The organism is Ligilactobacillus acidipiscis, from assembly GCF_900116935.1.
GTDB lineage: Bacteria > Bacillota > Bacilli > Lactobacillales > Lactobacillaceae > Ligilactobacillus > Ligilactobacillus acidipiscis.
This window is the reverse complement of record NZ_LT630287.1, coordinates 493,801-506,356: the sequence shown is the minus strand read 5'-3', so window position 1 is coordinate 506,356 and position 12,556 is coordinate 493,801. Positions and strand designations below refer to the sequence as shown.

Sequence of the window (12,556 nt, the reverse complement as noted above, 5' to 3'; positions counted from 1 at the left end):
AAAAATTATCAAAAAATTTTACTTCATTAACGAGCCAATGTATCTCCACCTCTAGGAGACTTGATTGTGAAAGTCAGGATATATGAAATGCCCAAGAAAACGGCAACGATCATATATGGATAACTTGGATGCAAATCGAGTAATGCACCTGAGATCAAGGGACCGACCACATTACCAACACTCGTCAACGACATATTAAGGCCATTGATAAATCCTTGGTTGCGCGGACTGATCTTTGTCAGCATGGTCGTGATCGCCGGTCGGATCAAATCAAAGGCTTCAAAAACAAGCAATGTTGCTAAGATAACACCAACCTTTGTTTTAGCTAACAAGATCCAGATCGTTCCAACTAGAGAGATCAAAAAACAATATCTAATCAAACGTTTTTCACTTAACTTAGAAACCAGCCAGTCAAACATTGCTACCTGTAAGAACAAAGACAGAATGCCATTCAATGTCAGCACGAGGGCAATATTGTTCAAACTAAAGTGGTACACCTGATTGACAAATAAACTATAGATACTTTCAAATCCTTGCAAACCAAACGACGAAATAAAGATCAAAACAAACAAGATAATACCTGAGCTACCCAGGATCTGCATCATTTTGTCATCTTGTTGTAAAACACCTTCAATATCATCAACTGGTTCTTGCTCGGCAGCATTCTGTTCTTCCAATTTTTTTGGCAATGTGAAATACATTGCCACCATACTAACAATGCCTAAAGTACCTGCGACCCAAAATGGCAGCTTATAATCAATATTGGCCAACAAACCGCCTAGACCAGGTCCCAAGATCAATCCACCTGAAAAAGCAGCAGATAACCAACCAATGACCCGTGCCCGATATTTTTTGGTAGTAATATCGGCGGCAAACGCCATTTCAGTGGGAACAACCATTGCTGCAGAGATCCCACCGATCAAACGGGAAATATCGAATAAAACCAATTGATTAGTAACAGCAAACAGATATTCCGAAACCGTGAATAAGAACAAACCTAAAACTAAAATCGGTTTCCGCCCGATTCGATCGGAAATACGGCCAATGATGGGAGAAGCTACAAACTGCGCAAAGGCAAATAAAGCATTCATAACTCCCATACTGAAAGCTGATAAATGTAATTCATTCCGCAAAAAAGGCATAACTGGAATCACAATACTGATCCCTAAACAAATCAAAAACTCACTAAAAATCAAAATAAAAATGGCTTTTTTGACTGTCTTTGACAACTGATCTCCCCCTTAATATATGTAATAGACACAATTTTTTGATACATTTTGTTCGTTATAATAAGGTAAGTACTAAGATTTTAATAATGAACTCCCTACAGTCATATCCGAACAATCAAGCCCTTTTAAAGCCTTTTATCAGTCTAACCATAGTAATATAACAAAAAAAGACAACATAAGTCTATAAAGAAAAATCTTACAAAATAATTTATCACTTCACAAAATTGACCGAAATAATTCTGCGTCAGCAAAAGTTTTGCTTGCACTCACGTTGCCGGTATATGATAGTAACTGTGAATATTATTTACTTACAAGGAGGATATACAAATGAAAATCGGATTTATCGGAACTGGGGTCATGGGTGCCGCTATTGCTTCCAACCTGCTGCAAGCGGGAAATGAATTAACCGTCTTTAACCGCACTAAGTCCAAAACAGCTGACTTGGTTGCCGCTGGTGCAACTTGGGCAGACACTCCTAAAAAAGTTGCTGAAGTCAGTGAAGTTGTTTTTTCAATGGTCGGTTTCCCTACAGATGTGGAGCAAGTTTATTTTGCAGATGACGGCATATTTGCTGGCAGCAAAAAGGGAACGATCTTGATCGATATGACTACCAGCAAGCCCTCTTTGGCGCAAAAAATTGCTGAACACGGTGAAAGAAATGGTATTCATGTCTTGGATGCCCCCGTTTCAGGTGGTGATGTCGGCGCAAAAAACGCTACTTTAACTGTGATGGTCGGTGGAAATGAAAAGACATATCAACAAGTTAAGCCTCTTTTTGAAAAAATAAGCAAAAAAGTAACTCTCTTTGGCCCAGCCGGTTCTGGCCAGCACGCTAAAATGGCTAATCAGATCATGATCGCAGGAACAATGACTGGTTTGACAGAAACATTGCTTTATACTAAAGCAGCTGGATTAGACCCGCATAAAGTGCTCAATGCATTAAGTGCAGGCGGTGCTCAAAATTGGAGTTTGTCCAATTATGGACCGCGTATCTTGCAAGATGACTATACACCGGGATTCTTTGCCCGTCATTTTTTAAAAGACCTGCGGATCGCCTTGCAAGAAGCTGACCGCATGGGACTAGATTTGTCCGCAACCGCCAATGCCAAACGCTTGTATGAAGTAATGGTCGACGTTTACGGCTTGGGTGATCAAGGAACACAAGGCTTGATCAATATATACTCAAAAACAACTAAGGAGAATAATTAGTGAAAATACAAGGATCCAACGCCTCACATAAAATATTATTATTAGTGATCGCGCTGATTTTTATTATCGACGGGGGATGGCAAGTCCTCAAGGGAGCTACTAGCTTAATGCGTCGCTACCGCAATCAGAAACGTCCAACTGAGCCGGCTGCGTCAGTCAGTTGGCTGCAAATTTTACTCGGTGTGACCATGATCTTGGCCGGGGCAGTTTTATTATATAGCGCGCTTGCAGGTGCTTACTAGGATCAAAAATCACTTACTACAGAGTTTTAGAGCAGTTAATTTGAACCAAAAAAATACATCAGTGACATTTTTACATTCATGTCACCGATGTATTTTTTAATCAAATTAAGCTTTCTGTGCTGAACCTGGGCGCTGCTTTTTTGCGACCTTCGTGCCAATTTCCATTTGGTCATTGTATCCCCAGAACCAGGTTACTAAAAATGAAACCAGCAGTGCGGCTAAACTTGAAAGCAAGAAAGCATAGAAACTGGTTAAATCACCAGGGTTTTTGGTGTTAAAGAACGATGAAAAACCGATCAAAGAACCGGTGAAACCATACATTGAACCATGCATCAGGCCAGTGATCAAACCACCGACCGCTGAACCCATCAAGCCAGAAATAAAGACACGCCGGAATCTTAGGTTAATACCATAAATAGCCGGCTCTGTGACACCACAAAATGCTGAAATTGCAGCAGCAATGCCTAGGGTTTTACGATCATCTTTCTTAGACTTAAGAGCAACAGCCAAAACTGCAGCACCTTGAGAAACCATCGTTGTCGAAATAATGGCATTCAACGCACTTTGTCCACTGCCGGAAATTTGCTGTGCAACCAAAGGAACAACGCCCCAATGCAATCCAAAGATAACCAGTACTTGATAAAATCCACCAATTACCAGGCCACCGACCCAGCCGGATGCTTTAACTAACCAGTTGATCAAATCAGCTAAACCGTTGGCAATTCCCTGAATAATTGGACCTGTGACTACTAAAGTAATAGCTGCAACGACCAAAATAGTGATCAGAGGAGTGAAGATCATCTGTAAATAACTTGGTAAATGATCATTGAGCCAGTCCCCTAAAAGTTTAGCTAACCAAGCAGCTAAGATCATCGGAAAAATCGAATACGTATAATTCAAAAATTGGAAGTGGAACCCACCGATCGAAAACATGGTTTTAAATCCTTTGCCCCAGTCAACAATTTGCGGATAAGCTAAGACACCGCCGATCACTGCTGCCACGATCGGATCACTATTTAATTTTTTTGCGGCTGCGAATCCGACTAACACCGGCAAGAAATAAAAGGCCGAGTCCGCCATCGCATTGACCGTCAAATAGACTGTACTTGTTGGTTTAAGTAATTCGCCCAACTGCGGCATCGTTAATAATGACAATAACCCTTTAATAATACCTGATGCTGCGATCACACCGATCACGGGACTCATTGAACCAGTGATGAAACCGATCAAATTAGCGAATGCCCGACTAACAATATTTCCCTTTTGCTGACCATTATCTGCAGTTGGAGCTGTTTCTTGTGTTGAATCACCAATATCATCAGCGAAATCAGGACCCAAAATTTTCATAACCGCATCATACACATGAGTAACTTCCGTGCCTATCACGACTTGATACTGTCCGGAAGCATGGATCACATCGATCACACCCGGTGTATTTTTTAACACATCGTCATTAGCTTTTTGCTCATCTTTCAAATAAAAACGTAATCGAGAAATACAATGGATCAAACTTTTAATATTGCCTTGACCGCCAACATTTTTGACGATGGTATCAGCTATCTGTGAATAATCTTTCTTTGCCATGTTAAATTCCTCCTTACTTTTTAGTAACTTGTGCAACTAATCGACCTGACTGCGTTTCGCCAGTCGTCAGCTCAAAATCAAGGTCTAGCTCACCCGAATTAGTGATGACCGTCAAAATCGTAGTTTTATAACCAGCATCTTTGATTTTTTGCAGGTCCATTACTCCTAATTTAGTATGAGCTTGAACTCTTTGTCCCTGGCTAACGTCAAGTTGAAAGGCCCTCCCCTTTAATTCGACTGTATCAATTCCCAAATGTATTAAAACTTCCAAACCATCATTAGTCTCAAATCCGATAGCGTGTTTAGTTTCTGCAATTAACGTAACTTTACCTGCAACTGGCGCATATATAGAACCATCGGTGGGTTCAAGCCCGAAGCCGATACCCATCGCACCAGTAGAAAAGACAGGATCACTTGTGTCAGACAAATCAATGACTGCACCATCACTTGGTGCCAACAACTCTATCTTGGAGCTTTTCTTTTTAAATCCAAACATCAAAGCCACCTCCTAAATAAAACGTTTTCTTTTTCAAACCAATCTTACAACTTGTATATACACGTGTCAAGAAAAATAATTTAGTTTCATAATATTATTTGTCATAGCACAACTCCGCAAATAAATTAAAGCGTATTCATTAAAATCATTGCTTGTATATACACATTTGTTATAATAAACAATGAACAGATACAAAAATGAGCCATATATAATATTTCTACCCAGCAGCTTAAAGTTTTTCATTAGTGAACTAAAACTGGTAGAAAAACAGGAGTGATGGTTTTGAAAGTAAATCGTAGTAAACAATTGATCATTGCAAGAGACATTATTTCTAAAATTAAATACGGTCAGTATCGGCCTGGAACATATTTACCCAGCGAAAATCAGCTCACAGACCTTTATGGTGCATCACGTGAAACGATCCGTAAAGCTTTAAATGAGTTAAATGATTTAGGATTGATTCAAAAAATAAAAGGTAAGGGCTCGATCGTCCTAGACATTCAACGCTACACCTTTCCAATTTCTGGGATCACCAGCTTTAAAGAATTAAACAGTTCGCAAGCGATGAATGCCCAAACAAAAGTTCTACAAAATAAACCTGCCAGCGTTCCTGAATACTTCTTAGCTCGTGGAGTAGACAATGACCAGCGAGCAACTTTTTTGGAACGTTTGCGCATCGTAAATGGAGAACCGTCAGTCTTGGATATTGATTATCTGCTTGATCCGCCGATCCAGAAAGTACCGACTGCAGAAGCCACAAATTCCTTATATGAATATCTCGAGGGCCAGCTCGGCTTACGGATCTCTTACGCTACAAAAGAAGTAACCGTTGAAAAACCAAATGTAGAACAAAAAAAACTATTAAATTTAACTGATCGAGACATGGTCGTAGCTGTTCGCAGTATGACCTACTTAGATGACACCACCTTGGTCCAACTGACAGAATCATATCACAGACCTGATAAATTCAAATTCACCGATTTCGCACGCAGAAAGCGGATCTAAAAAAGAACTGCTGAATTTTCTTTAACTGGAAGGAGTCCTATTTATGACAGATTTAGGTAAAAAAGTGATCTATCAGATCTATCCGAAATCATTTTACGATAGTAACAATGACGGGATCGGCGATTTACGCGGTATTATTGAAAAACTGCCCTATATTGCAAAACTAAACGTCGACATGATCTGGTTCAATCCCTTTTTCGTTTCACCTCAAAACGACAATGGTTACGATATAGCTGATTATTATCACATTGATCCACAGTTTGGAACGATGGCAGACTTCGAAGAATTAGTTTCTAAACTTAAAGCAATGAATATTGGTATCATGCTGGACATGGTTTTAAACCATTGTTCGACTGATAACGCTTGGTTTCAAAAAGCTTTAGCTGGTGACAAAAAATACCAGGAATATTTTTACCTGCGTCCGGCAAAAACAAATGGTGAACTGCCGACTAATTGGACATCTAAGTTTGGCGGACCTGCTTGGAGCAAATTTGGCAATACTGGTCTCTATTATCTTCACCTGTATGATCCGACTCAAGCCGACCTTGACTGGCACAACCCCGCAGTTCGACAAGAAGCCGCCAAAGTCGTCAACTTTTGGCGAGCAAAAGGAGTTCATGGTTTTCGCTTTGATGTCATCAATGTCACGGGGAAAAGTGAACAATTAGTGGATTCAACTGACCCTGTTGAAGAAAAAGCACTATATACCGATACCCCAGTGGTTCATAAATATTTAAAGGAACTTAATCACAATAGTTTTGGAAAAGATCAAAATAGTGTGACAGTCGGAGAAATGTCTTCCGCAAATGTCAAAACTTCGGTAGAATACTCTACTCCCAGTGAAAATGAACTATCTATGATTTTCACCTTTCACCATTTGAAAGTTGATTATAAAAACGGCAATAAATGGGACACTATTCCATTTGATTTTACCAAACTCAAACAAACATTATGTGAATGGCAAGAAGCAATGGATCAAGGCGGTGGATGGAATGCCTTATTTTGGAATAACCATGATCAGCCGTGGGCTTTAAATCGTTTTGGCGATCCTAACAAATACCGTGAAAAATCAGCTACAGCTTTGGCAACTGCTCTCCATTTGCTGCGTGGAACACCCTATATTTATATGGGTGAAGAATTGGGGATGATCGATCCGGATTATGATTCAATTACTGATTATGTTGATATCGAGGCTTTAAACGCCTATCGCAGTTTACAAAAACAAGGGCTGAGCTCGAAACAGGCTTTCGCACACATTCAAAAAAAGGCCCGTGATAACTCGCGCGTGCCTATGCATTGGAATAATTCCAAAAATGCTGGATTTTCAACCGCCAAACCGTGGCTCAGACCAACTGATCAAAGGCGGATCAACGTTAAAGATGAGCTAAAGCATGGCGTGATATTTAACTATTACCAACAGCTGATCAAACTCCGCAAGTCAGAAGAGCTGATTTCTGCTGGTCATTTCAAGCAACTGTTACCAGACCACCAGCAAGTTTTTGCCTATGAAAGATGGCTAGCTGACACTACTGAAAAACTAATAGTTTTAGTTAATTTTTATGGAGAACAAGCAATAGTAACATTACCGCAAGAATTAATAAAACAACGAGGCAAAGTATTTTTAAGTAACTATAAACATCATGAAGAAACACTTGAGTTACCAGCTCAAGTGACGCTTAGGCCATACGAGGCACTTGTTTATAAAACAAAATAAAACTTCAGTTCAAAAAGAGCTGCTGTTTCCCCATTTTTTAGGAAAGCAGCAGCTCTTTTTACCAGAGGCATGTCCTTATTGTTAGTCGGATTCCACAAGCCAGAAATTTTTACTTATCCAGTTAGCGCCACATAGTGCAAAATACATACTATATTGTTTTAGCTCACTAGTACCTAAGTTTTGACCGGCTTTTGTTGCGTACTTCTTTATTTTTTCTTCCACAAATAATCCGTCAATTTATCGCTGACCGCCGGATTATCGATATGCAAGCGGCTATGTTGCCCCTGCTTGCCTTTGACTTTATATTCTTCGTACGATTTTGCTCGATCATCTACTAAATAGCGTAATGATCGTACTGAAGGAACAGAAACCAAACCATCAGAATTAGTTCCATCTTCTAAATCACCATAAATATTCAATACCCGCGTATTTTTAGGAAAATCATTTCGTTGTTTTAACAATACCTTGTACTCATCATGAATTATTTTGGGTTTGCCATTTTTTCGCAAAATGTTAGCCCGCGGGGAATCATCCCATAAGCCTGCCAGTTCGCCGTTTGTCGGCTGGTTAGCATGTCCTTTGTTAATAATACCGTCATATGGTCCTGCCAGTACCACCATTTTATTGAGTCGCGGCAAATCTGGGTCCGCGCCCCAATACAACGCATAATAAACCCAAGCATAAGCTCCCATCGAGTGACCGACCACATTAAATTCTTTAAGGTCATACTTTTCTTGTAAATACATCACAATTCGATGCAAGCCGCGCGCGTAACGAAATTCGCCAACACGATTATTATCAAACTGAACCAAAATAAGAGGATTGTTCTTCTTATGTCTCAGATTACCCTGGACTTTCAACTTATTATTTTTGGTAACATGGATCACCACTTCTTCAGTCGCTATCCGATTTTCAGCAGCTGTTCTAACTAGTGGTTCTTCAGCACGGATGCTGCTCGACCAGCCATGCATAAAAATGGTTGGAGTCGTTGACATTTCATAACCACTAGTTTTTTGTCTCTGTTGGTAAGTATGTCCAGCCCAGATCAATCCACCAGCAAATAAGAGCCCCACACCTACAAGTATTACAATTTTACTCCACTGACGCCACTTGTTAATGAATAACTCTTCCTTCCTAATGTTTTTGTAACTGAACTGCCAAACTGCAACTATCCAAAAACAACTACTGTCATCGATCTTGTGCTGTTTTTTTACGCTTGAACCTATTATTTTTTAACCATTGAATTGTCCAAGCCAAAAGAATCGGTGCTATTAAACCAACTATGATCCTGAAATACCAATTATCCGTAAAAGAAGCTAAAGTCGTTATATCAAAAGCAGCTCGATGATAAAACATAATAATATCAGTATTTTGACCGATAAATTTCAGTGGGATAAAACCACCTGCTCGTTCGATTGCTTCCGCAATAATAAAAACAACCAAACAGAGCAATGGCGGAATAATAAAAGCTTGGAAACCACTATGAATGTTTGAGGATTTCAGCCATAATACAAAATCTAACTTTCCTTTAGCATATAAATATATCAGAAAAACAAACAGCGTTAAACCCAGCCCGCCAAAAATCAATTTATTTTTCCAGTGAACCTTCGGAAATAATTTAAAGAAATAATATCCCAACAGCATCCAAAAGATTGCCAATAATGCAATTTGGGCATCCCATGGAAAAGAATAATTCCCCATGAATGTCACATCCTGTAATGATACCCCCAAAAAGAAGCAACCGATGGCGATAATAAATTGCAACCAGATATTTTTCACAAACGAAATCAACAATGTTGTCAAAAAAACAGTGATCGCGTAGGTGGTCATGTACCAAAAAGCACTTAAATAATTATTTAAGGTGCTCCCACCATAAATCAACCTACCAAAATATAAAAAAGTATAGTCCCAAGACTGCTGTCGAAAGAAATGACTTAAAACGATCAATATTGAACCATTGATAAAATATGCTGTGATCAAAGGCTTGATCCGATGGCTCAGCAAATAACTCCAGCCTGCACGATCAAAAGTAATTTGCTTTAAAAAAAAACCGCCCATCATGAAAAAAAGTGGCATATGCCACCAATAAATCGCATTATAGGCCACATCTAAAGATTTTTCTGAGACATTATTTATGGCATGCCCCGCAACTACGGCAATAATACCAATACATTTTGCATAGTCGACCCAAAGTATCCTTTTCTTAGCGCCCATAAAAGTAGACTGCACCTTCTTAACTCAAAATTAACGATTTATAAAAGACCTCTTTTCTAATACCTAACTCTTAAAATATATCATTTTTTTCAAAAAAACTAATATTTAACTGCTCACTGGATCTAAAATTGAAAAAAAGTTAAGAAAAATAACCGCTAAAAATTAGCTTTTAGCACAAATAAAAATTCTTAATGGCAAAATAAAAAATACCCATTAAGAATTTTTTATTTCTTCAATTAAAAGTTTTTGTAAGTTAACTGTTCAAGCTCTCTAAAAGTTAGTTGTCCAGCCGCCATCAACTACTAATTCTTCGCCAGTCACAAGATTTGATTCATCAGAAACTAAATAAGGATAGGCATAATCAATATCACTATCTGCTACAAAGGGCGGTAAAGCAACCTTCCCATCATAAGCCTTGCCTATTTTATCCTTAGTTTTAATGCCAGCTTTCTGTGCCATCCTTGTAAATGTTGAACCAGGATGAACTGAGTTGACCCGGAGATGATTTTTGCCAAATTTCTGAGCAGTAAATTTCGTTAGCGAGCGAACAGCACCCCTATCTGCGCTATATGCTACACTCCAACCAGTAGTAGTACCTCACCAACAAACGCTCCAATAGAAGCGGAAGCGCTTTTAAAAGTAAGAATAAAATGAGTTCGCCATTATCCTGTATGCAGCTCATTTTAGTAATAGTTAAATTATTCCTAATTTACTAAATTTTAGTCTCGCAGTGCTCTTTGTCGCAAGTTTCCAACTGCACTGTAACGTGCCCAATTTGAAACTTTTCTTCGACTCCATTTGTTATCTGATCGAGTGTTTTAAAATAATCTGCCTTCTGATCGATCTCAATATGGGCAGATAAGGCAGTTTCAGTCGTTGATAACGGCCAAATATGCAGATCATTGATTGCTACTACATGCGCAAATCCTAATAAATACCCTTCGATATCAGCACTTTCTAACCGCTGCGGTACAGCATTAGTAGACATTTCAAAAGATTCTTTTAAAACACTCCATGACTCAAACAAAATAAACAAAGCAGCAATAATTGAAATTGTAGGGTCTAACCAATCCCAGTCAGTGAGACTAATGATCAAACCTGCTGCAAAAACAGCTACACTCAGCAAAGTATCTCCGAAAAAATGCCAAAAGTTAGACCGATCATTTAACTCTTTACTGCCATTCATCAAAACTGCGGTAAGACCATTGATCACTACACCACTCAAAGCAACTACTGCAACCAGCCATCCGACAGGCTGAGAACCCGCTGACTGAGTAGATAAACGAACTATTGACTCCCAAATAACAATACCTAAACTGACAAATAAGATCACTGAATTGATCATAGCCGACATGATAGTGGTGTTATAAAAACCGTAAGTATGACGCTTAGTTGGTTTCTTATTCATTAAATAAATGGCTATCAAAGATATTACCAAAGATAACACATCCGCCATATTGTGTACCGCATCGGTCACCAAAGCAATCGAATTAGCGACCCCACCAAAAATAAACTCTACTATGATAAAAACAATATTGAGCGTGATCCCGATCTGATACTTTCTGCTAGTTAATTTGGCTTTGTTCAGCCTTGTCTCATTCATGACTGTCACCCCTCATATTTTTATACCTGTGCATCAAAAATACAGGAAAGATGTATTGCGGTGCAACCTGCCTTCAGACATACCTTTTTATTCAATATGTTGGACATGTTCCATGACACTATCTAAAATGCTCAAAACATGACGATCATCCAGTTCATAAAAAACTTGCTTACCGATCCGCTCACTGGCAACTAAATGGTTGTTCCTTAAAGTTGCCAGTTGATGTGATACCACGGATTGTTCCAGATCCAACTGTTCCGCGATCATCGAAACATTCTGTTTGCCATCTTCTAAAACGTACAAGAGTTTCATTCGAACCGGATTACTCAAACTCTTAAATATTTGTTGTGCTCGAACAGCATCATTGTCGTTTAGCTTACTAACTCGCACATGCATTCCCCGTCCTTTTTATATGTCATATGTTACATATATCATATGAAACGGATACAAAAAAATCAACTAATAACACTTCTTTTTTTAATGCAGAGCAAAAATTGCCAAGTATTTTAATTTATTCTTCTTTTTAGTCATAAAAAGGACTATCGAAAAAGCGACAGTCCCAGACATAGTTTTGCTATTCTTCGTAGTGGTCATCTAAATAGATCCCGATATCATCGATAAAAATTTGACCAGTATAATCTTGTGCACCTTGTTTGACCATACCATCTTTGACATAGGCCAAAGTTGAAGTACTGGTTGCTTTAATGGCTGTCCCCATCACTTGACCAGTATCGCCATTTAGTCCCGATGGAATGTCGATCGCATGGATCTTGACCCCTGAGGCATTGGCGTGATCAATGACTGTGGCAAAGTCGCCACTAACATTACGCGAAAGACCACTGCCAAATAATCCATCAACTATCATAGTGTATTTGCTAAAATCTTCATCCAAGAAGACCTGCTTTACATTATAATACTCACAGATCTTAAGCTGTTTTTCCATTTGCTCGCTACGATGTTTAGGCTTACCCACTAATAAAATACTGGTATCAAAACCGTGTGTTTCTAGCAGACGTGCAACTACTAAAGCATCCCCGCCATTATTCCCGCTGCCTGCAATGACTAGAACTTTAGTTAAATCAAGCACATCATTTGCCAACATATCTTCATATATTTTCAAAGCCGCACGTTCCATCAAGACCAGCGATGGAATGCCTACTTCATTAATAGTTTTTTGGTCTAATTGCCGTGATTTTTCGACTGAAATTGATTTAGTCAAAGCACATGCCTCCTCTTTTGTTTAACTCTCTACTTGTATGA

General features: G+C 38.9%; 12 protein-coding genes and 1 pseudogene. 4 read left to right on the top strand and 9 right to left on the bottom strand.

Annotated elements, in window-relative coordinates; genetic code table 11:
* Window positions 1–26 precede the first annotated feature (26 nt).
* On the bottom strand, window positions 27–1,229 hold the full coding sequence (locus BQ5903_RS02275) for an MFS transporter (RefSeq protein ID WP_079578680.1): 1,203 nt from the start codon (window positions 1,227–1,229) through the stop codon (window positions 27–29).
* Between the two features lie 327 nt (window positions 1,230–1,556).
* Here BQ5903_RS02275 and BQ5903_RS02270 point away from each other — a divergent pair, with 327 nt between their 5' ends.
* Together BQ5903_RS02270 and BQ5903_RS02265 are read left to right on the top strand one after the other, a co-directional pair.
* Window positions 1,557–2,438 carry an NAD(P)-dependent oxidoreductase gene (locus BQ5903_RS02270; protein WP_079578678.1) on the top strand — a complete coding sequence of 294 codons (882 nt, stop codon included), beginning with the start codon at window positions 1,557–1,559 and terminating at the stop codon, window positions 2,436–2,438.
* The gene (locus tag BQ5903_RS02265) at window positions 2,438–2,680 is read left to right on the top strand and encodes a DUF308 domain-containing protein (protein ID WP_010498842.1); all 243 of its coding nucleotides are present in this window, start codon (window positions 2,438–2,440) and stop codon (window positions 2,678–2,680) included. The genes BQ5903_RS02270 and BQ5903_RS02265 overlap by 1 nt, the downstream gene beginning before the upstream one ends.
* 105 nt (window positions 2,681–2,785) lie before the next feature.
* Here the strand turns inward: BQ5903_RS02265 and BQ5903_RS02260 are convergent, their stop codons facing one another.
* Together BQ5903_RS02260 and BQ5903_RS12550 are read right to left on the bottom strand one after the other, a co-directional pair.
* A complete protein-coding gene (locus BQ5903_RS02260; RefSeq protein ID WP_079578676.1) occupies window positions 2,786–4,264 on the bottom strand; it encodes a PTS transporter subunit EIIC in 1,479 nt (492 codons plus the stop codon).
* A 13-nt stretch (window positions 4,265–4,277) separates the two neighbouring features.
* A complete protein-coding gene (locus BQ5903_RS12550; protein ID WP_079578674.1) occupies window positions 4,278–4,760 on the bottom strand; it encodes a PTS sugar transporter subunit IIA in 483 nt (160 codons plus the stop codon).
* Window positions 4,761–5,036: 276 nt separating this feature from the next.
* On the opposite strand from BQ5903_RS12550, the gene treR reads away from it, so the two are divergent.
* Complete coding sequence (gene treR, locus BQ5903_RS02250) at window positions 5,037–5,765, top strand: trehalose operon repressor (protein ID WP_056971369.1); 729 nt, start codon at window positions 5,037–5,039, stop codon at window positions 5,763–5,765.
* Between the two features lie 43 nt (window positions 5,766–5,808).
* Window positions 5,809–7,479 carry an alpha,alpha-phosphotrehalase gene (treC, locus tag BQ5903_RS02245; RefSeq protein WP_079578672.1) on the top strand — a complete coding sequence of 557 codons (1,671 nt, stop codon included), beginning with the start codon at window positions 5,809–5,811 and terminating at the stop codon, window positions 7,477–7,479.
* Between the two features lie 206 nt (window positions 7,480–7,685).
* Here the strand turns inward: treC and BQ5903_RS02240 are convergent, their stop codons facing one another.
* From BQ5903_RS02240 to BQ5903_RS02215, 6 genes and pseudogenes are all read right to left on the bottom strand, one after another.
* Entirely contained in the window at window positions 7,686–8,552 is an 867-nt protein-coding gene (locus BQ5903_RS02240; RefSeq protein WP_010498840.1) for an alpha/beta hydrolase, read from the bottom strand.
* A gap of 115 nt (window positions 8,553–8,667) precedes the next feature.
* Window positions 8,668–9,693 carry an acyltransferase family protein gene (locus tag BQ5903_RS02235; protein WP_079578670.1) on the bottom strand — a complete coding sequence of 342 codons (1,026 nt, stop codon included), beginning with the start codon at window positions 9,691–9,693 and terminating at the stop codon, window positions 8,668–8,670.
* Window positions 9,694–9,963: 270 nt separating this feature from the next.
* Window positions 9,964–10,212 (bottom strand): annotated as a pseudogene (locus tag BQ5903_RS02230) (SDR family oxidoreductase); the annotation flags it as partial.
* A gap of 193 nt (window positions 10,213–10,405) precedes the next feature.
* Window positions 10,406–11,296 (bottom strand): cation diffusion facilitator family transporter, encoded by an 891-nt coding sequence (locus BQ5903_RS02225; RefSeq protein ID WP_010498835.1) that lies wholly within the window; start codon window positions 11,294–11,296, stop codon window positions 10,406–10,408.
* An 87-nt stretch (window positions 11,297–11,383) separates the two neighbouring features.
* The gene (locus BQ5903_RS02220) at window positions 11,384–11,692 is read right to left on the bottom strand and encodes an ArsR/SmtB family transcription factor (RefSeq protein WP_035631397.1); all 309 of its coding nucleotides are present in this window, start codon (window positions 11,690–11,692) and stop codon (window positions 11,384–11,386) included.
* Window positions 11,693–11,870: 178 nt separating this feature from the next.
* A complete protein-coding gene (locus BQ5903_RS02215) occupies window positions 11,871–12,515 on the bottom strand; it encodes an NAD(P)H-hydrate epimerase (RefSeq protein ID WP_010498831.1) in 645 nt (214 codons plus the stop codon).
* Between the last annotated feature and the right edge of the window lie 41 nt (window positions 12,516–12,556).